This window comes from Phaeodactylibacter sp. (assembly GCF_022763345.1).
Lineage (GTDB): Bacteria > Bacteroidota > Bacteroidia > Chitinophagales > Saprospiraceae > Phaeodactylibacter.
In genome coordinates this window covers 31,071-50,992 of the sequence record NZ_JALEGS010000030.1, presented here as the reverse complement: position 1 = coordinate 50,992, position 19,922 = coordinate 31,071, and the positions used below count along the sequence as shown (strand labels likewise).

The following is a 19,922-nucleotide window of genomic DNA, read 5'->3' as shown; positions in this document are numbered from 1 at the left end:
CGGCAAAACCAAATTTATGATTGATCAACCCCGGCAGCTGTGGGCACCTACCGAGGCCTTCCGGGCGCAATCCCGCCTGGCCCACTACCGGCAATGGCTTAGCAAGCACCACCAACTGAACTTTGACGACTACGAGGCGCTTTGGTCTTGGTCGGTGGCCGAACCAGCCGCCTTCTGGGCATCCCTTTGGGACTATTTTGACATTATCGCGCATCAGCCGTACACTCAGGTCATGTCAGATGACCCTATGCCGGATACCAAATGGTTTGAAGGGAGCACGCTGAATTACGCAGAGCATATTTTTCGTAACCGAACTACTGCGCACCCTGCCCTGATGGCACAGTCCGAAACCCGGCCCCTGCACAGCCTCAGCTGGGCGGAGCTGGAAGAACGGGTCGCTGCCTTTGCAGCTTTCCTACAGGCGCAGGGCGTGGAAAAAGGCGACCGGGTCGTTGGGTTTTTGGCGAATACCGAAGAGGCAAGCATTGCTTTCCTGGCGGCCTGTTCGCTGGGCGCCGTCTGGTCGAGTTGCTCGCCGGACTTCGGGACCAGCAGCGTAACGGACCGTTTTCAGCAAATCGAGCCTAAAGTGCTCATCGCTGTGGATGGCTATACTTATAATGGTAAGCCCTACGATAAAATTGAGGTGGTACAGGAGATTGTAGCGGCACTGCCCACTTTGAAGCGGGTCGTACTCGTACCTTTCCTGGATGAAAGTGCCGAGGCAGCGGCGATTCCCAAAGCTGTAAGCTGGGCGGATGCCCTCAGGACTCCCCACGATGGGTTAGCGTTTGAGCCGGTCCCGTTTGCTCACCCTATCTGGGTGCTGTACTCCTCAGGCACCACGGGTATTCCGAAAGCGATCACCCATAGCCACGGCGGCGTACTGCTGGAACATCTGAAGTACTTGGCTTTTCATAATGACGTGCATCCTGGCGAACGCTTCTTCTGGTTCTCCACTACGGGGTGGATGATGTGGAACTTCGTGCAGGCGGCTATGCTGGCAGGCGCCACGCCGGTATTATACGATGGCAGCCCCGCCTACCCGGACATGACCGTCATGTGGGCATTTGCCGAAAAGGCGAAGATCAACCACTTCGGTACGAGTGCGCCCTTCCTGGTGGCGAGTATGAAGCGTGGCATCAATCCTTCCAAAGATTTCGACCTCAGCGCACTGCGATCTATTGGCTCAACGGGCGCGCCCCTGCCACCGGAAGCTTTCGATTATGTGTATCAGCATATCAAGGAAGACCTCTGGCTTTGTTCGATGAGCGGCGGCACGGATGTTTGTACGGCATTCGTGGGTGGCTGCCCGGAACGCCCGGTCTACATGGGCGAAATTCAGTGCCGTGCCCTTGGCTGCGCCTTGTATGCCTACGATGAGGACGGGCAGCCGCTGGAAGATGAAGTTGGAGAAATGGTGATCACAAAACCAATGCCCAGCATGCCGGTCTACTTTTGGAATGATGCCGGAAAGGCCCGTTACCGGGAAAGCTATTTTGAACTGTTCCCGGGCATTTGGCGGCACGGCGACTGGGTGAAAATTACCAGTCGGGATTCCCTGGTTATCCTGGGCCGCTCAGATGCCACGCTCAACCGGCATGGCGTCCGCATCGGTACTGCGGAAATCTACCGGGCGGTCAACAAGGTACAGGCCATTAAGGACAGCCTGATTGTGAATCTGGAGCTGGAAGGCGGGCAGCACTACATGCCCCTGTTTGTACTGATGAATGAAGGGCAAATGTTAACGGATGAGGTGAAAGCAGAACTGAAGACCACGCTCCGGCAAACCTATTCTCCCCGTCATGTACCAGACGATATCATTGAGGTGGCCGACATCCCCTACACGATCAGCGGCAAGAAGCTGGAGGCACCGGTAAAGAAAATCCTGCTTGGGCACCCGGTGGAAAAAGCGGCTAACCGCGATGCCATGCGCAATCCGGAGACCCTGGATTTCTTTATCGACTTTGCAAAACGGGTTAATGGCTAATAAAAACTGGCCCGGTGCAGCCCCGGCCGATAGGGCCGGTTGATGAGGTCAAGGATTTTCTGATAATCCTCTGGGTTGTTCAGGAAGTCCAAATTCTCAATATCGATGATCAGGATAGGGAGTTGTTCGTTAGAGCGGAAAAACTCAAAGTAGGATTGCTGGATTTCCTGCAGGTAGGAAGGCTCGATTTCCTGTTCAAAAGCCCTGCCCCGTTTACGGATGTTGTCCATAAGGCGGTCTACGGAGCGGTGGAGGTACACAAGCAGGTCCGGCTTTGGGAAAGCGGCGTTCAGAATGTTGAACAACCGCTGGAAGAGGCGGTACTCCTCGGTATTGAGGTTGTTGCGGGCAAAAAGCAGGGTTTTGTAAAAGATATAATCCGCAACGATGCCCTCCTGAAAAAGGTCGCGCTGTGCCAGTTCCTGCTGCAATTGCTTGTGGCGCTCGGTCATGAAGAAGAGCTCCACCGGGAAGGCATAGCGGTCCGGATTTTGGTAGAAATGTGGTAGAAAGGGATTGTCAGCAAACTCTTCGAGCAGGAGTTTGAAGCCGAAATCTTCCGCCAGCATTTGCGAAAGGGTAGTCTTGCCAGCGCCGATATTCCCCTCGATAATCAGGAACTGGTGTTGCATGGATTGGTCGTTGTTCATGATTCGCGTCTCGGTTTACAGCACATTGACTTCCGGTTTGAGAGCAATGCCGAACTGCCGCTGCACCTCCTCCATAATCCGTCGTGCCAGCGCCCAGACTTCAGCCCCGGTGGCACCTCCGTGATTGACCAGGACGAGCGCTTGTTGGTGGTAAGTGCCCACATTCCCGATGCGCTTTCCTTTCCACCCGGTCTGCTCAATCAGCCATCCGGCGGGTACTTTGGTGTGCGTATCCCCCTGCGGATACCCGGGAATGGTAGGGTGCTGGTCCCGCAAGGCTTCAAAGCGGGCATTGGCAATCACCGGATTTTTAAAAAAGCTGCCGCTGTTGCCCAGTACTGCGGGGTCTGGTAGTTTGCTTTGCCGGATGTGGATGACCGCCCGGCTGATGTCTTTAGGCCCCGGTTGTTGAATGCCCCACTGCTCCAGCGTTTCGGGTATGGCACCATAGCTGGTGTTGAGGCGGTGCTGCCGGCGGGTGAGCCTGAGGTGGATAGCGGTGATAAAGATTTGCCCCTTCAGAGACCGCTTGAACAGGCTGTCCCGGTAGCCAAAAGCGGCGTCCTCCTTTGTAAACTCCAGCGCTTTGCCCGTACTCAGGTCAATAGCTTCCAGCCGTTCGAAGACATCTGACAATTCCACTCCGTAGGCCCCGATATTCTGAATGGGAGCAGCTCCGGCGGTGCCGGGTATGAGCGACAGGTTTTCCAGCCCGCCCAGGTTTTGTTCCAGTGCCCAAAGTACGGTTTCATGCCAGTTTTCACCCCCGCCGATGCGCACCAAGGTGGTGTCTGTATCTTCAGCAAGGATGGATTTTCCCATAATCCGGTTGTGCAATACCCATTGGTGGAGGTCTTGGGTCAGGAGGAGATTGCTGCCGCCGCCGAGGACGAATACAGGGCGTTCCGGGTGCTGCCGTCGAAGGTCCTGTAGCATCTCAGGGCTTTCTATATCCGAAAAGAAAGCCGCTTTGGCGTTTATGCCGAAGGTGTTGTAAGCCCGCAGGGATTGTTGTTCCTGAATCATTGTACCACCGCTTTCTTTTGAATAACCTCGCAACCCCACAGTCCCGGTTTGATGTTGACCAGGACGGTGTCGCCCCGTTCCAGTGTGCCGGGGTAGGGGGTTAGGCTGGTGATTTCCTGGATTTCCTGCCGGTAGTAGAATTCAATCTCAAAGACATTCGGAGCTGGTTGTTCTCCGGCTATGGGCCCGCTGCGACTGGCGTAACGGGCACTTTGGGAAACGAACTCCACCGGCGTTGGTTGTGCAGGGGGGCTGAGCAGCCGATTGCTCAGGCTGCCGGCCAGCGGCCCAAAAATAGTACAGGAAAGCCCAAAAAAAATATAAATCTGGATTTTTTCAGTTAGCCCATTTTCATGCCGGGCTGCATAGTGCCCCAGTGCAAGACCGATGCAGGCACCCACGCCCATGCTGTAAAATGCCAGGCTGGGCATATCCAACGTGCGGTTGAACCATGCGAATTCAAGTGCGTAGACGACGACCAGCCCCAGCATGGCCAGGCCAGCCAAGGTATACGTTAGCCGCTCCTTCAGCGTATAGGCCATGTTTAGATCGGTTCGAATTGCAGTTTAGCCAGTGTGTTGTAGGCTCCTTCTTCCCGCTGAGAAAGCTCAGTATGTGTGCCCTGCTCGATGATCTGACCATTTTCAATAACGAAAATCTGGTCTACATCGCGAATCGTAGCCAGCCGGTGTGCGATGATGATGGACGTCCGGCCCTCCATCAGGGTAGCCAGTGCATCCTGAACCACCTTTTCCGATTCGGCATCCAGGCTGGAGGTCGCTTCGTCTAGCAAGAGTATAGCGGGGTCTTTGAGGATAGCCCGCGCAATTGCAATACGCTGCCGCTGTCCCCCCGAGAGCTTTACGCCGCGCTCGCCCACCAGGGTGTCCAGCCCTTCCGGGAAGGTTTGGATGAAGTCCCAGGCATTGGCTTTCTTTGCTGCCTCAATGATTGCTTCTTCCCCAGCATTCGGGTTGCCGTAGAGGATGTTCTCGCGAATGGAACCTCCGAAGAGGATGACTTCCTGAGGCACGATGGCGATATTCCGGCGATAGGCTGTTGTATTGAAACTGGAAATCGGTTGCCCGTCTACCAGGATGTCTCCCTCATCAATATTGTAGAAGCGCAGCAGCAGTTGTACAATTGTGGACTTTCCGGCTCCGCTCGTCCCTACGAGTGCCACCTTCTGTCCCGGCTCTACCTGAAAGCTCATGTCTTTCAACACCTCAATATCCGGGCGGGTGGGGTAGCGGAAGCGCACGTTTTTATACTCGATATGACCTTTGACCGGGATGTCAGGAATATGCGCCGCATTTTGGATGTCAATTTCCTGGTTTTCCAAAAGGATTTCACGAATACGCTCGGTGGCCCCAATGGCACCCAGCAGCTCCGTGTAGAAATTCCCAAGACCAGCAATAGAGGCACCAATAATAGCGGTGTAAGCTACAAATTCAATGAGAACGCCTACGCTCATGGTCCCATCCTGAACCATCATAGCTCCCTGCCAGATGATAAAGAAAAGCGCCCCAAACAGGAAAGTAACGATGAAGACAGAAAATAAAGCCCGCCATCGTGCGTACTTCAGTGACATACCTACCACCCGGTTGATCCGTTTGCTGTAGCGTACCGATTCAAACAGCTCATTGGTGAATGCCTTTACCGCCTGAATGGCCTGCATGGTTTCGTTGAGGATGTTATTGGACTCCGCCAGCTCCTCCTGCCGCTCCTTGGAAAGCTTGCGGATGAAGCGCCCAAAGAACATAGCTCCAATAATGACTACCGGAAAGGTGGCCAGCATAATGAGTGAAAGCTGAGGTGCCCGAAAAGCCAGGAAGATAATACCCGCAAGCAGGATGATGATCTGGCGCAGGAATTCGGCAAGAGTGATGGAAAAAGCATTGTAGAGCTTCTCTACATCGGCTGTAAGCCGGCTCACCAGCTCACCCACGCGGGCGTGCTCAAAGAAAGACATGGGCATAGAGATAAGCTTCTCGTACAGTGCTCTTCTAACATCAGCAATACCCTTTTCACTGACGATGGAAAACAGGTAGATGCGGAAATAAGACACTGCGCCCTGCACTACCAGAATGATGGCAAGTATCCAACCTACATCGACCAGGGAGTAGGGCATTTCCTTTTCGCCGGAAGCGATATCGACCATCAGCCCGGAAAGATAGGGGAACACCATGAAGGTGATCGAAGAGACAAATAGCAGTACTAGCCCGAAACCGAATGCGAAACGGTAAGGGCGGATAAACCTGAAAATCTTAGCGGCGGCAGCCAGCTTTTCCCGGGTAAGGCGGACTTTGGGCGCATCATCAGCGCCTGACTTGCGTCTGGACATTATTGTAATTGGTTTTTTTGCGTTCCACGATCATAAACAAATCGAGCCGCTTTAAGTTAAATCCACAGTTGCAATAATCCAGCAAATGAATACATCAACCGGAAGCAAGGCTTGAGATACAGTTTGGTTGGTAGTGCTTGTCCCCTAAAAGTGAGCCAAAACTACTACCTATTTACCAATAGCGTTTTCGTACATGTATCCAAGTACTTTTTTTGGAGGGTGTCAGAAAAAAAATTAGCTTTGTAGCCACCCACACACAGGTATGCCGGGCAGGCAAGCGGACTTATTGCCCACCTGCCGATACACAGCGACTCCCTAATTATAGTTCGAATTTGTTCATCCATTCCCCAGTATTGAATGAAAATTAAAACCAGTCTACTCGGTCAGGGGCTTAGGGCTGTTTGACTTGGGCCCTTCGATTCCCAAATCCCATTAACTATGCAAAGACAATTTTCAGTCCTTCTTTTTTGTTTTTTGGTGCATACGACGCTAACTGCCCAGTTTGTGGATATAGGGTTTACTTTCGGTAGTATGTTCTACAGCGGGGATATTTCACCCAGCGACCCCAGAGCGATGATCCAGGAAATGCGCCCGGCGGGCGGGATTTTCTGCCGGCTTTCTTCCAGTAATGTATTCTCCACCCGGTTTTCCCTTAATTTAGGCAGCGTTCAGGGCGATGATTTTCGGAATAACCGCGAACAAAGAGGGCTGGCTTTCCGTACCAACATCACTGAGTTTTCAGCAATCGGCGAGTTGCATGCCTGGCGCATCCGGCATACCGAATATAGCTTTACGTTCCCCTATCTGTACGGTGGAGTAGGGCTGTTTCATTTTAATCCCAGAAGGGAAGTGGACGGGGAGTGGATAGAGCTTCAGCCGCTTGGTACTGAGGGGCAGGGAATCCCGGGTTATGCGCAACGGTATAATCTGACTCAGTTTTTTGTGCCCTTTGGAGCTGGCATTAAGTTTATTACCCGGAAGTTTACGTTCGGGTTTGAATTTGGCCCTCGTTTTTTGCTAACGGATTACCTGGATGATGTGACCGGGGCAGAAGTGAACCATCGGGATATTTTCATCAACAACGGTCCTCTGGCTGCCCAGCTTAGCCGGCCTGCGCTAGGGGGGGAACAAGGCGTGGACCAGACTTACCGCCGTGGGGTGACCTCCCGGGACTGGTACTATATGATGAATATCACGGTTTCCTACAATTTCGGTGCAGGGCTAAATAAAATGCTATCTGATCCGGTCCCTTGCCCCAAATGGTATAAGCCAACGAACCGAAGACTATAATAAATCCCTGTACTAATAATTATTTTGGATTGGAAAGCGTTTCTTAATCTCGAAGCGTCTATCCTTCAGACTAATACCCTAATTGATCATTCAATCCCAATGAACAGCATTATGACACGCAAGCTTATCCACTTTATCCAACCCCTTTCCCTGTCTATTTTACTGACCGGACTCCTTGGTTTTGTTGCCCAGGGCCTTCAGGCGCAAACGCACCTTGGGGTCATGGGAGGCGTTTCCCTTTACAGCGGCGACCTTTCTCCAAAGGAATTCGGCGTTTACCTGGGAGAGGTGCGGCCCGCATTCGGCGTATTTGCCCGGTTTGAACTGGGGCGTGCCGCTGCATTGCGGTTAGGGATCAACGGAGGTTCTGTAGAAGGCGATGATGCCCGGCATGGACGGGAAGACCGCGGCTTAGCCTTCAGAAGCCGGATTACAGAGTTTTCAATGGTCGGCGAGCTGAACCTTTTCAAAATTGGTGCGGCCAGGAACCGCGGCCTTGTCCCTTACCTGTTTGGCGGTATAGCTGTTTTCCGTTTCAATCCGGAAGCCCCCTTTGATGGAGACTATATCGAATTACAGCCATTAGGCACAGAGGGGCAGGGGTTGCCCAATTATGAAGACCCCTATCGCCTTACCCAATTCGCGGTGCCAATGGGCGTTGGCGTTAAGGTCCTGCTGAGCGATCAGCTCACGTTGGGGCTGGAGTTTGGTGGCCGCATGCTCTTCACTGACTATCTGGACGATGTTAGCAATACAGAAGTCAACTACTTCGATGTACTGGAGGGCAACGGGGAACTAGCCGCCCGCCTCAGCCGCCCAACCGTGGAAGATCCTACCGCTGACACCAGCTACCGGCGTGGTGGTCAGTACAACGACTGGTATTACGTAGGTGGTGTATCCCTTGCTTTCCGGATCGGTGGACACAACCGAGGGGTACAGAGCGGACGCGGTATAGGTTGCCCAACCTTCTGAGGTTGACGGGGTTCTGAAGGAATACCTACTATTTTTTCAGCAGAAGCTTTAAATTGGTTAAATTGCTATCGTATAAGCGTTGCTGAGAATCCCATTTGCTCAATCCGCAAAGGAGGAGACAGATTGAAACTCGCCCGTATGTTTTCCGGAATTTTTCCCTGACCGGAAGTTCGGTCAACCCATTGTGACTTTGCATTTTTGTTTTTGGGGTTTCCATTGTCCGCATTTAGTGTTAACTTTGTGTTAACCAGACATTAAATACACTGCAATGAAAAGGGTATTAGTGCTTTGCACTGGCAATTCCTGCCGCAGCCAAATGGCGGAGGGCTACCTAAGGTTCTACTCCGGCGGAAAGCTCGATATTTACAGTGCAGGGCTTAAGGCTCAACATTTAAACCCTTATACCGTGCGAGTGATGGAGGAGGATAATATCGACATGAGTGAGCATGTTGCCAAATCCATTGATAACTTCAGCAATCAGCACTTTGATTACCTGATCACGGTTTGCGATGAAGCCACTGAGGCTACACTTGAGGGCATTCATTTTAGCAAAAAAATCCACTTCAGTATTCCGGACCCCGCGAAAGCAACGGGTTCAGATCAGGAAGTGGAAGCGGCTTTTCTGAAAGTCCGTGAAACGGTGAAGCGGTATATGCTCAAATTTTTGGGTAAAGCACTTGCTGAAAATGTCGAGATCGCTTAATCCCCCTTCTCCCGATCCGCTTTTCTGCCACCTTGGGCAAGGAGTACAGGCTGATAAAACCCACTTTGTGTCTCCTTTAAGATCTTTATGTTTTTATAACCGGCTTTTTGGTAGGCTGCGGCTAATTCTGTCAGGGACCATGCCCGGTAGAAAGCCTGACGTTTCTTCATTTGCCATCGTTCGATAGGGTCTTGCTTTACGGTATAATGATCTAATCTATATCGATTAGTGCCGGTTTCCCAATTCCATTCCTGGAAAGTGTACACACGCTGCCCTTTCCTGCCGCTTTTTACAATTGAAGTTGCCTTGGGGCGTGCGCTTCGCAGCTCATCGTAGCGGCGCACGGAAGCGATGAACAGGCCATCCGGGGCTAGGCAATCTCTGATATGGCTAAGGGCACATTGGAGGTCAGCGGCGGTTAAGAAATGGGGCAAAACGTTATCAATAGCCAGGATTACCCGGTAAGGCTGCGGTGCCCAATTCGCTAAATTCCGGATATCTACCGTAGCGAAAGGTAGGTGGAGCCCTTTTTTCCGGGCTTCTGTTTCGGCACGCTGAATGGCACGAGGGCTGATATCGGTACCCCAGACCTGGTCGTACCCCAATGAAGCCAAGCCTAAAACCTGTGTGCCAATGCCACAGGCGCAGTCGAGGATCGGTGCATTACGCTGAACACCCTGAGCCTCCAGCCAGCCTGCAATTAACCGGGCCTGACGAGCCTGGGCAGCTTCCCAGTCCTGAAAAATCAGGTGGTAGTCATCGGCAAGGCTATCGTAGAAATGGCGGGTCTGGTCTTCCATTAAAATGTTTGGTTTGAGTTTACCAGTGGCTGACAACTGCTCTACCTAAGATTCGTTACCTTTGACACAATCAGAAAAAAATTCGACATGGATACCATTTCCCTGGAAAACAGGACGCGTTCGGCAGCATTATTTGAGGAAGCCAAAAACTATTTCCCGGGTGGAGTGAACTCTCCCGTGCGTGCTTTTAAGTCCGTCTATGGTCCGCCTTTGTTCATCAAGGAAGGGCAGGGGTGCCGGATTACCGACGAGGATGACCATACTTACATCGACTTTTGCTGCTCCTGGGGGCCACTTATTCTGGGGCACAATAATGCCAAGGTACGCGACCTGGTCACGGAGACCGTAGCCAAGGGGACCTCCTTCGGTACACCGACCCGCCTGGGCAATGAACTGGGGAAACTCATAGTCGATAACAACCGCTACATCGATAAAATCCGCTTTGTCAGTTCGGGTACAGAGGCCGTGATGTCTGCCCTGCGGCTGGCACGGGGCATTACAGGTAAGAGCAAAGTCATCAAATTCGAGGGCTGCTACCATGGCCATGTTGATTCCCTGCTGGTAAAAGCAGGGTCGGGCCTGGCTACCTTTGGAGAAAGCACTTCTGCGGGCATTCCTAAGGCATTTGCAGAAGAAACGCTCGTTCTGCCACTGGATGACCGGAAACTACTGGATGAGACCCTGCAAAAGTATAGCGACGATATCGCCTGTATCATAGTCGAGCCCGTGCCCGCCAATAACGGGCTGCTGCTTCAGGACCCTTCTTTTCTGGAATGCCTGCGCCTGAAATGCTATAAATACGGTGTACTGCTCATTTTTGATGAGGTGATCTCTGGATTCCGGGTTGGCTTTGAAGGAGCAGCCGGATATTATGGCATTCAGCCAGATATAATCACGTATGGTAAAATTATTGGAGGAGGTATGCCGGTAGGCGCGTACGGCGGCAGTCATGAGGTAATGAGCCATATTTCCCCTGATGGGCCCGTTTATCAGGCCGGTACTTTATCGGCCAATCCGGTAGCGATGGCAGCCGGGTATGCAGCTCTGAAGCAGCTGCTGGAGCCTGGCTTTTATGAGGGGCTGGAAGCCAAAACCAAGCGTTTGGCAGACCGTCTTCAGACTTTTGCGCTGAAGCATGATTTGCCGATGCATGTGCAGCAGATTGCCTCTATTTTCTGGCTGGCCTTCACCCGCGACCGGGTCGTACGGGCAGATCAGATTGATGCGGGAAGTATGGAGTATTTCAAAAACCTGCACCGGGAGCTGCTCAAGCGAGGCGTGTACCTGGGGCCAAGTGGATATGAAGTTGGGTTTGTCTCAGCTGCGCATACCGAACAAGACCTTGACGAGGCCGCTTCTATCATGGAGGAGTGCCTGCATTTGGTTTTTAAAACCTCAAAGTAATGGAGAACCGGCGAAATGTAAGGTTGCGTTTATTGTCTTATGTAGTCATCGCCTATATGATGATGGCCTTTGCCTGGTGGTCGGTACTGCTGTATACTAAGAACAGTGATGCCTTTGCCGCCAAACGGGACAAAATGCGCCTGCTCATGGTAGCGGAGGGCACTGTTCAGTCCGAAGAAGCCTTCTTACAGTCAGCGCCCTATCTTGAGCTCAAACAGCAGTACACCCGGCAGGAATATATGATTTTAGGGGAAGCCGGGGTCATTATTCTCACCCTCCTGATCGGGATGTACCTCATCAACCGGGCCTACAATAAGGAAATGGAAGCTGCCCGGCAGCAACGGAACTTCCTGTTGTCGATCACCCATGAGCTGAAGTCGCCTATTGCTTCCATCCGCCTGGTCCTGGAGACCTTTCAGCGCCGCAGCCTGCCACCGGAAAAGACCGAGCGGCTCATCCGTAGTGCACTGCTGGAAACGGAGCGCCTCAACGGCCTGGTGAGCGACTTGTTATTGTCTGCGAAGCTCGAAGCGGCATACAAGCCTCACGAAGAAGCACTGGACTTGCCGCAGATACTGGAAGATTTAATAGAAACGCTGGACTCCAAATATCCGGATGCCCGGTTCCATTTCGACAAACGGTCGGCAATCAGCCCTTTCCGGGGCGACCGCACTGGCATGACCTCAGTGATGCTCAACCTGATGGAAAATGCGGTGAAGTATTCACCTAAGCCCGCCGATATAGAAGTGAGCCTGGAAGAAATGCCGGATGCATTGATTCTCCGGTTTGCAGATCAGGGGCATGGGATACCGGATAAAGAAAAACCACAGGTCTTTGGGAAGTTCTACCGGATTGGCAACGAAGATACCCGCAAAACAAAAGGTACAGGTTTGGGTTTATACATTGTGCAGCAAATTGTCGCCGCTCATGACGGCCGGATATCCATTGAAGATAACCAACCTAAGGGTACGGTTTTTAAGATCGAACTCCCCTCGGAGCGGCTGGACAAGCAGGCAGCGCAACGGTCTGTAGAACTGTCAAAAACACAAAGCCAATAAAATAGCATATGCGCATATTACTCGTTGAGGACGAAGAGAACATTCAGGATGTCATTAAGCTCAATCTTGAAATGGAAGAGTACGAAGTCGTTGCTGCAGATAACGGCAAAGACGCACTCAAGTACGCTAAAGAGCAGCATTTTGATCTTCTGATCCTTGATGTGATGCTGCCGGAAGTGGATGGTTTCCAAATTTGTGAGCAGGTCCGCCTGACCAACCGAGAAGTGCCAATCATGTTCCTTACCGCCAAGGATACCGCTCAGGACCGGATTTCAGGCCTAAAAAAAGGCGCAGATGATTACCTGACAAAGCCTTTTAACCTGGAGGAGCTGCTCCTGCGTGTCAATAACCTGATCAAACGGACGAGCAAGAGCCCGGAAAATACACCGGAAGAATACGAGTTTGGTAATAATTGGGTAAACTTTGCTACTTATGAAGCGAAGGGCAACCCCGGGCATTTCACCCTGACCAAAAAAGAGGCGATGCTGCTGAAACTGCTCGTTGACCGCAGGGGCGAGGTCGTCTCTAGACAGCAAATCTTGCAGTCAGTCTGGGGCTACGATGTGTATCCTTCCACCCGGACTATCGATAATTTTATCCTGTCTTTCCGAAAGTATTTTGAAGCAGATCCTAAAAACCCCGAGTACTTCCTTTCGGTACGGGGCGTGGGGTATAAATTCATTGATGAGTAGAAGCTGGCCTTCCGTTTCGCTGGTATTTGTTCAAGTAGGTGAGATTTTGTTTGGTGTTTGTTTTGAAATGCAAAATAAATGCGTAATTTATAGCATGAGATAACACCAAATGCTTCATGCTATGATGAACGAGCCCATTTCCTCGATTATGACTAAAAAGGTAGTAACGGTCCGGCCGCAAGATACCTTGGAAGTCGTCAAAGACATCCTCTTCTTTAAGCACGTCCACCATATTCCGGTGGTGGAAGGGCATACCCTGGTCGGGATCATCACTTCCTTTGACCTGGTGCGGCTCGGCCGGTGCCAGGACGAATACAAACAGGTCAAGGTCTCAGAAGTGATGACAACAAAGGTAGCGACGCTTGGCCCTAACGATAAAATAGGAGCGGCAGCGGAAGTTTTCCTGGAAAATCTGTTCCACGGCTTACCTATCGTCAATGAAGACAAAGACCTGGTTGGTATTATTACCACCCATGATGTGCTGAAGTACGAGTTCCACAAGGAATATCCCAATCACAAAATCTACTGGGAGCCGGTCTAGTAGTCGGATGAGAGCCTTTTGACACCTTCTTTGGTTGCGGCAATGGTACCCAGCGGCAGCGCGAACAGGAAACCCACTATGGAAAAAAGGAGCAGCAGAAAAGCAGCGCCATTGCCAATGCATAAACCCCGGTTGGCGCGGGCAAAGGCGATGCTACCTCTGACATCCCGGTGCCTTTCCAGTGTAAAGTCCAGGTTGCCGAAGCCGGCATAGTAGGCTTGTACGCCGAATACAGCAAAGGCGATTAGAGGGCTAAGCACCGGAATTAAAATCCCAAGCAGAAAAAGCAGAAGGGTGAAGAATAATTCCCGGACAATATTTCTAAGCGCCAGGGTAAGTCCTCGTGCCAGGTCCCGTAGCGCCTTGCTGATCGAAAAAGGGACCTGTTGGTGATGCCCCTTCAGGTGCTTTTCTATTTTTTCAGACAGGAAACTCATGAAAGGGGAGGAAATGGCGAGGACCAGGTGCTTAAAGACCAACAGCCCGATAGCCAGGACAAAGACACCGCCAAATATTTGCACGATGGTCTCCAATGCACCTTTCCCCCACTCGAAGGGATAAAAATCAATCAGCCACTGTGCAATGTCGTCGCTGGACGACCAGGCGCCGTAAAAAATGGCTGCGCCTAGCAACAGGCTTATTAGGCCGGGTGCAAGCACGTACCCCCAGAGATTATACCGGGAAGTCAGCCGGATGGCATCGAAGTAAGCCGTAAAACCTTGGATAAAGCCAGTAATCATAGTTCGTTTTCACCCCAATTTGGACAAGCCACCGCCTTCCGCCGAAAATAATGGACAGAAGCAGGCCGTTCTCCGATAAAGGCTACTCCGTAAAGCGGCCCAGGAACCGGCGCACATCTTCTACGGAAAGCAGATTGTAGCGGGCTACAGACTTATCCAGGCCAACCTTAATGGTGTGGGCGGTGTCTGGGAGTGCTTTAAAGGTATCCTCATCGGTATGGTCGTCGCCCAGTGCCATAATGAAGTCCCACTTGCCTTCTTCCAGCCAGTTGATTGTGGCTTTGCCTTTGCTGACACCTGCGTTTTTGATTTCCACAACCTTGTTGCCTTCAAGCACCTGCAAATCGTCGTTGGCTGTGAGGTATAGGAGGACGTCACGGAATTCGCGCACCCGCTTTTCACCCAGCTGGGGGTCAATACGGCGGTAGTGCCAGGCAATGGAAAAGTCTTTTTCTTCAATGAAAGAGCCCGGTGTACGCTCAACCATATTCTCCAGCACCTGCCGGATTTTGGCTTTCCAGCTGATGGTCAGCCCAGGGTTGCTTTGCCATTTGCCATCGCGTTTCATCCACACGCCATGCTCGGCAGCCATATCAAGCCCCAGGTGGCCCAGCCAGTTTTCCAGGGTAGTCCGGTCCCTGCCGCTGTTGACAACCAGCTTGGTGCCCGGGTGGCTGGAAAGCGCCTTGAGCAGGTTGATGACCTCTTCTCCGGGTACCACAGCCTGCGGGTCTTTATGGAATGGCATGAGCGTACCATCATAATCAAGGATGATCAGCCGGTTCTCCGCATCATGGTAGTCTTTGACAATTTCTTTTCTTAAATCGCGGTCTATTCGTTTCACAATATTTTCTTTTTGCGACTCCATCAGTTTTTTTTGTTCATTAATGAAAGTGGCAGCCCAGTTGCGTACATCGTGCTGCTTAAGCTTTTCCTGCATGCCTTCCAGACGCTTAGCTTGTTCTGCTTCGTCCATTGTGAGAGCCTGAAGCAGGGCTTTGGTGATATCCTGACGGTCTTGTGGGTTGACGGTAATACTGTCGTGGAGCTCGTTATGCGCACCAGCCATCTCACTTAGGATAAGCACGCCTTTCTTAGAGGCTTCCTTGCTGGCGATGAATTCCTTGGCCACCAGGTTCATGCCATCGCGCAGGGGCGTGATCAGCGCAATATCAGCTACTTTATAAAGTGTTGTCAAATCGCCGAAGTCAAGGCTGCGATAGAAGTACTGAATGGGCACCCAACCGAAATTGCCATATTCACCGTTGACCCGGCCCACCAGGTTGTCAATCTTTTGCTTCAGTGCCTGATACTGTGAAACATTGGCCCGGGATGGCACAACAATCATCACCAGGGTGACTTTGCCCCGGTACTCCGGATGCTTTTCAAGGAAGTTAGCATAGGCTCGGACGCGCTGTGGGATGCCTTTAGAGTAGTCGAGGCGGTCGATAGAAATGATGAGCTTTTGCTCTTGAGCAAGCTGAATGATCTTTTGCGCCGTTTCCGACTCCTCGCTTGCCGGTTCAGGATGAGCATACTTGTCATAGTCGATGCCCATTGGAAACATATCGACGTTGACCAGGCGGTCGCCCACTGTCAACATGCCAAAGTGGTGCTCAAACCCGCAAATCCGATAGACGGCGCTCAGAAAGTGCCGCATGTAGCCGAAGGTGTGGAAACCGATTTGGTCTGCTCCCAGAATGCCTTCCAGAATTTCTTTACGCCAGGGTAGGATACGGAACACCTCGTAGGATGGGAAGGGAATGTGCAGGAAAAACCCAATAGACACATCAGGGTATGCCTCTCGTATCATGGCTGGCAGGAGCATGAGCTGGTAGTCGTGCACCCAGACCAGGTCGCCTTCTTTGATGAGCGGAATGACCTCATCGGCAAACTGCCGGTTGACCTGTTTATAAGCTTCCCAGTAGTGGTCGCGGTAAGAGGTATACTGCGTAAAATAGTGGAAGTGCGGCCAGATGGTTTTGTTGCTGTAGCCTTCGTAGTAGAGCTCAATTTGTTCCTGGGTCAGAAAAACCGGGAACAGGCCGTCTTTTTTGAGGTCCTGACGCACCGTCTCGCGTTCCCATTCGTCTTTGATATCCTGGCCCGGCCAGCCAATCCAAATTTTGTCAAAGGATTCGTCAAGGGAGTTCAGGCCGGTGGCCAATCCTCCGGCGCTGGGATGGTAGATCAGGTCTCCGGCTTCTTTCTTAATGGTTACAGGCAATCGGTTGGAAATGATGACTAATCGGGACATCCTCTTTATAGGGTTTTGTAGGATTGAATAATACGGAATGCTTTGGACTTCTCCAAGAAACTTAATGTAAAAGCTACACTAAGTTTTATTCGGGTACTCAATAATTAAAGTGTTGGTATTGTCGCAATGTTCGACCGGTAGGAAAAGGAGAAGATGGCAACACGGAGTTAGGTTTATTTTTGTTCTTTGTTTTGTTAAGGGGGTAACTTTTTATTTGGTTTTTTATCCTAGTGAAGATTTTTTATGTAAATTGTGGTGCTTGGATTTAAACTATTTATTGTATGAGAAAGCCTGTTACACCCAAAACCATCCTGAATATACAAGTGGTGCTCTTATACGGAGTGCTGGTCTTGTTATTTTTTCTATCTTATCAGCAGCTGCCTGAAATTGCCGAGTTTTTCCGGGAATACAGCGGTAAAATGAAAGCCGCGATCCCAATAAGGTAAAAAAGCACCGCCCGGTCTCTACCAGGCAGTGCTTTTATCAGCGGCTGAAAAAGGACTTATAAAGTCACGCCCCCATCAACGTTCAGTACGGCGCCATTAATGAATGCGGCATCATCGGAAGCCAGGAAAGCGTAGGCGGCCGCAATTTCTGAAGGCTCGCCCAGGCGCGGGACCGGTGTCTTTTGCTTGAGCATATCAATGACCTTTTCAGGGATGGTTAGTACCATTTCTGTACCGATAAAGCCCGGTGCTACGGCATTGGCGGTAATGCCTTTGCGGCCAAACTCTTTCGCCCATACTTTTGTCATGCCAATCACGCCTGCCTTGGTAGCCACGTAATTCGTTTGCCCGAAGTTGCCATTATGCGCGACTACGGAAGCAGCGCTCACGATACGCCCGTATTCACGCTCCAGCATGTACGGCAAAACGGCTTTGGTGCAGTTGAACACGCCAGTCAGGTTGACATCGATAACCTGCTGCCACTGATCCGTGCTCATTTTCTTCATTGTCGCATCCCGGGTAATGCCCGCGTTGTTGATGATGATGTCGATCTGCCCGTAGGCATCTACGGCTGCTTTGGCGGCGGCCTCGCAGGCAGAGAGGTCGGTGGTGTTCACCTTGAAAAACAAGCCGTCGAGCTCAGCCGCCAGTGCCTTGCCTTTTTCCTCGTTAATGTCCCAGATGACCACTTTGGCGCCTTCTTCAGCAAAACGGATAGCGGTAGCCTTGCCAATGCCCATTGCGCCGCCCGTGACGATCGCTACTTTTTCCTTCAATTTATTCATAATTCAGTATTAAAAGGTCAGTCAAATTGAGTTCTGATGTGTTCAAAAGTAGGTAAAGACGCTTTATTCCTGATTCCGTAAGAGGAGTGAAGGGGGTTGACTTGCTTAGTTTTCAGCGCTGCAAAAAAGTATAAAAAGAACACTGTCAGTATTTTAAGGTGATAATTGATGATGTGGACGAATTAAAGCCCCTTGCAGCAGTCTTTTTATTTTCCGATCTTTACATATAAATATCTAAATAATTTAATTTATCAAATCCTAACCGAAAATGAAAGAAGTCTATATCGCATCCGCCGTCCGTACGCCCCTGGGCAGTTTTGGTGGCGTATTCGCTAATGTTTCAGCAACGGACCTTGGTGCAGCTGCTATCAAAGGCGCATTGGAAAAGGCTGGTGTGGATGCCAGTCAGGTCGAAGAGGTCTTCATGGGCAACGTTTGCTCGGCCAATCTCGGTCAGGCACCGGCTCGTCAGGCAGCACTTGGAGCAGGCATTCCGGACACAGTGCCTTGTACGACTATAAATAAAGTATGCTCCTCAGGGGCCAAAGCCATCATGTTCGGCTCTCAGTCTATTATGCTGGGGCATCAGGACCTGGTTGTCGTTGGCGGCATGGAAAATATGAGCGCCATTCCATACTATGTCCCCAAAGCGCGTTACGGGCATAAATACGGGCACGGGCAAATCGTGGATGGCTTGCTTAAAGATGGCCTGACGGATGCCTACCAGCAAGTAGCGATGGGCGTATGTGCAGATGCCACGGCGAAGAAATACGAGATTACACGGGAACAGCAGGATGAATTCGCGATGCTTTCCTACAAGCGCTCTGCAGAGTCAACAAGTTCTGGTGCTTTTGCGAACGAAATTGTGCCCGTGCACGTCCCGCAGCGTAAAGGTGACCCGATCGCGATTACAGAAGACGAAGAGTACAAGCGGGTGAAGTTTGAAAAAGTACCTACGCTGCGCCCGGTATTTACGAAAGATGGCACAGTAACTGCTGCCAATGCTTCAACGATCAATGATGGAGCGACAGCGCTGGTGCTGGTAAGCGAGGAGAAGCTCAAAGAATTGAACCTGACACCCTTGGCTAAAGTGGTCAGTTTTGCAGATGCCGCTCATGAGCCGGAATGGTTCACTACTGCACCCACTAAGGCAGCACCGATTGCGCTAAAGCGGGCTGGGCTTACGATGAATGATATTGATTATTTTGAGGTCAATGAAGCGTTCGCAGTCGTTACACTGGCTTTCAATAAAATGCTGGACGTGCCTGTGGAGAAAACGAACGTCTTTGGCGGCGCGGTCTCCCTGGGGCATCCGCTTGGGGCTAGTGGTGCACGCATCATTACAACACTGAATAACGTACTGCAGCAAAAGAATGCCAAGCGCGGGCTGGCAGCGATCTGCAACGGTGGTGGCGGCGCTTCTTCCATCATCATTGAGAAAGTCTAAGGTTTATTAAAAATTGTTTAAGTAACGGCCCGGGGCGCTCGCATCGCTCCGGGCTTTTGCTTTCCTGCAGGCAGTTTACAAAGGTATAGGGATTAACTGTCAAGGGCTTTAAAAATTAAGTCAAGGTATGTGTTTTTGAATTTAAAGTATTGAATTATAATAGTTTATGACAGTAATTTACCTTTAAAGGTCTTTTGGTCAGGGTAAAACATATAAAAAAGCCTATTGATCCCCGTCTCTTCTCCGCGTACCTTTAACCTATCAATTAAAACACACATTCTCTTCCACTTAAACGATACTTATCATGGCTTCAACAAAATCTTTCTACGATCAGCTGATGGACAATCAGTCCAAACTGTTCAACACGATGACAGAATTTACCAATGCCTGGATGGAAATGATGACACCATCATCCGACCTCTCTGACAAGGCTGGCGAACTGATGAACGAATACTACACTAAGACTTCCGAAATGATGGAAGCTATGGCTTCTAAAGAAAAAATGGAAGCCTATCAGAAGGACTTCTGGACCACTTTTACGGCTGACTACACCAAGAACATGGAGGTGAGCATGGAGCTGTACAAGAAGTCAGCAGAGTACTTTAAGAACATGTGGTCTGGAAACACCATGGAAACCACGCAGGAGCGCACCAAGAAGCTCAGCGAGCTTTACCAGCACTCTATGAAGGCCTTTTACGATACCACCAAAGCCAATGGTAAGGTGATGCAGGAGTATATGAGCGCCAATTAAGGCTGCCCAAGCCCCATCCTCCACTT

19 protein-coding genes are annotated in these 19,922 nt (G+C 51.0%); 11 read left to right on the top strand and 8 right to left on the bottom strand.

Going from position 1 to position 19,922, the window contains the following annotated elements; genetic code table 11:
- Positions 1–16: 16 nt before the first annotated feature.
- The gene (locus MRY86_RS08675) at positions 17–1,990 is read left to right on the top strand and encodes an acetoacetate--CoA ligase (protein WP_293565441.1); all 1,974 of its coding nucleotides are present in this window, start codon (positions 17–19) and stop codon (positions 1,988–1,990) included.
- Here MRY86_RS08675 and MRY86_RS08670 read toward each other — a convergent pair.
- The 4 genes from MRY86_RS08670 to MRY86_RS08655 are packed head-to-tail and all read right to left on the bottom strand — an operon-like array spanning position 1,987 to position 6,010.
- A complete protein-coding gene (locus MRY86_RS08670) occupies positions 1,987–2,640 on the bottom strand; it encodes a deoxynucleoside kinase (RefSeq protein ID WP_293565439.1) in 654 nt (217 codons plus the stop codon). The genes MRY86_RS08675 and MRY86_RS08670 overlap by 4 nt on opposite strands.
- Positions 2,641–2,655: 15 nt before the next feature.
- Positions 2,656–3,666: a UDP-N-acetylmuramate dehydrogenase gene (gene murB / locus MRY86_RS08665; RefSeq protein WP_293565437.1), complete on the bottom strand. Its 1,011-nt coding sequence runs from the start codon at positions 3,664–3,666 to the stop codon at positions 2,656–2,658.
- Positions 3,663–4,208 carry a hypothetical protein gene (locus tag MRY86_RS08660; protein WP_293565435.1) on the bottom strand — a complete coding sequence of 182 codons (546 nt, stop codon included), beginning with the start codon at positions 4,206–4,208 and terminating at the stop codon, positions 3,663–3,665. Before MRY86_RS08660 ends, murB begins: the two co-directional genes overlap by 4 nt.
- Positions 4,209–4,210: 2 nt before the next feature.
- Positions 4,211–6,010, bottom strand: coding sequence for an ABC transporter transmembrane domain-containing protein (locus MRY86_RS08655; RefSeq protein WP_293565433.1), 1,800 nt, complete (start codon positions 6,008–6,010; stop codon positions 4,211–4,213).
- Between the two features lie 438 nt (positions 6,011–6,448).
- Between MRY86_RS08655 and MRY86_RS08650 the strand changes: the two genes are divergently transcribed.
- The 3 genes from MRY86_RS08650 to MRY86_RS08640 all read left to right on the top strand — a co-directional run bounded on the left by MRY86_RS08650 (position 6,449) and on the right by MRY86_RS08640 (position 8,975).
- Complete coding sequence (locus tag MRY86_RS08650) at positions 6,449–7,300, top strand: DUF6089 family protein (protein WP_293565431.1); 852 nt, start codon at positions 6,449–6,451, stop codon at positions 7,298–7,300.
- Between the two features lie 111 nt (positions 7,301–7,411).
- The gene (locus tag MRY86_RS08645) at positions 7,412–8,272 is read left to right on the top strand and encodes a DUF6089 family protein (protein ID WP_293565429.1); all 861 of its coding nucleotides are present in this window, start codon (positions 7,412–7,414) and stop codon (positions 8,270–8,272) included.
- Between the two features lie 268 nt (positions 8,273–8,540).
- A complete protein-coding gene (locus MRY86_RS08640) occupies positions 8,541–8,975 on the top strand; it encodes an arsenate reductase ArsC (RefSeq protein ID WP_293565427.1) in 435 nt (144 codons plus the stop codon).
- On the opposite strand, the gene MRY86_RS08635 is transcribed toward MRY86_RS08640, so the two are convergent.
- Positions 8,972–9,775 carry a class I SAM-dependent methyltransferase gene (locus MRY86_RS08635; RefSeq protein ID WP_293565425.1) on the bottom strand — a complete coding sequence of 268 codons (804 nt, stop codon included), beginning with the start codon at positions 9,773–9,775 and terminating at the stop codon, positions 8,972–8,974. The genes MRY86_RS08640 and MRY86_RS08635 overlap by 4 nt on opposite strands.
- 87 nt (positions 9,776–9,862) lie before the next feature.
- Here MRY86_RS08635 and hemL point away from each other — a divergent pair, with 87 nt between their 5' ends.
- The 4 genes from hemL to MRY86_RS08615 all read left to right on the top strand — a co-directional run bounded on the left by hemL (position 9,863) and on the right by MRY86_RS08615 (position 13,470).
- Positions 9,863–11,179, top strand: coding sequence for a glutamate-1-semialdehyde 2,1-aminomutase (hemL, locus tag MRY86_RS08630; RefSeq protein WP_293565423.1), 1,317 nt, complete (start codon positions 9,863–9,865; stop codon positions 11,177–11,179).
- Positions 11,179–12,237, top strand: a complete 1,059-nt coding sequence (locus MRY86_RS08625) for a HAMP domain-containing sensor histidine kinase (protein WP_293565421.1) — start codon at positions 11,179–11,181, stop codon at positions 12,235–12,237. Before hemL ends, MRY86_RS08625 begins: the two co-directional genes overlap by 1 nt.
- 8 nt (positions 12,238–12,245) lie before the next feature.
- Positions 12,246–12,929, top strand: coding sequence for a response regulator transcription factor (locus MRY86_RS08620; protein ID WP_293565419.1), 684 nt, complete (start codon positions 12,246–12,248; stop codon positions 12,927–12,929).
- 121 nt (positions 12,930–13,050) lie between these two features.
- Positions 13,051–13,470 (top strand): CBS domain-containing protein, encoded by a 420-nt coding sequence (locus MRY86_RS08615; protein ID WP_293565417.1) that lies wholly within the window; start codon positions 13,051–13,053, stop codon positions 13,468–13,470.
- Here the strand turns inward: MRY86_RS08615 and MRY86_RS08610 are convergent.
- Complete coding sequence (locus tag MRY86_RS08610) at positions 13,467–14,210, bottom strand: EI24 domain-containing protein (protein WP_293565415.1); 744 nt, start codon at positions 14,208–14,210, stop codon at positions 13,467–13,469. The genes MRY86_RS08615 and MRY86_RS08610 overlap by 4 nt on opposite strands.
- Before the next feature lie 82 nt (positions 14,211–14,292).
- The gene (locus MRY86_RS08605; protein ID WP_293565413.1) at positions 14,293–16,467 is read right to left on the bottom strand and encodes a bifunctional alpha,alpha-trehalose-phosphate synthase (UDP-forming)/trehalose-phosphatase; all 2,175 of its coding nucleotides are present in this window, start codon (positions 16,465–16,467) and stop codon (positions 14,293–14,295) included.
- 281 nt (positions 16,468–16,748) lie between these two features.
- Between MRY86_RS08605 and MRY86_RS08600 the strand changes: the two genes are divergently transcribed.
- A complete protein-coding gene (locus MRY86_RS08600) occupies positions 16,749–16,913 on the top strand; it encodes a hypothetical protein (protein WP_293565411.1) in 165 nt (54 codons plus the stop codon).
- Positions 16,914–16,969: 56 nt separating this feature from the next.
- On the opposite strand, the gene fabG is transcribed toward MRY86_RS08600, so the two are convergent.
- The gene (fabG, locus tag MRY86_RS08595; protein ID WP_293565409.1) at positions 16,970–17,698 is read right to left on the bottom strand and encodes a 3-oxoacyl-ACP reductase FabG; all 729 of its coding nucleotides are present in this window, start codon (positions 17,696–17,698) and stop codon (positions 16,970–16,972) included.
- 268 nt (positions 17,699–17,966) lie between these two features.
- On the opposite strand from fabG, the gene MRY86_RS08590 reads away from it, so the two are divergent.
- On the top strand, positions 17,967–19,145 hold the full coding sequence (locus MRY86_RS08590; protein ID WP_293565408.1) for an acetyl-CoA C-acyltransferase: 1,179 nt from the start codon (positions 17,967–17,969) through the stop codon (positions 19,143–19,145).
- Positions 19,146–19,449: 304 nt separating this feature from the next.
- Entirely contained in the window at positions 19,450–19,896 is a 447-nt protein-coding gene (locus MRY86_RS08585) for a hypothetical protein (RefSeq protein ID WP_293565407.1), read from the top strand.
- Positions 19,897–19,922: the final 26 nt, after the last annotated feature.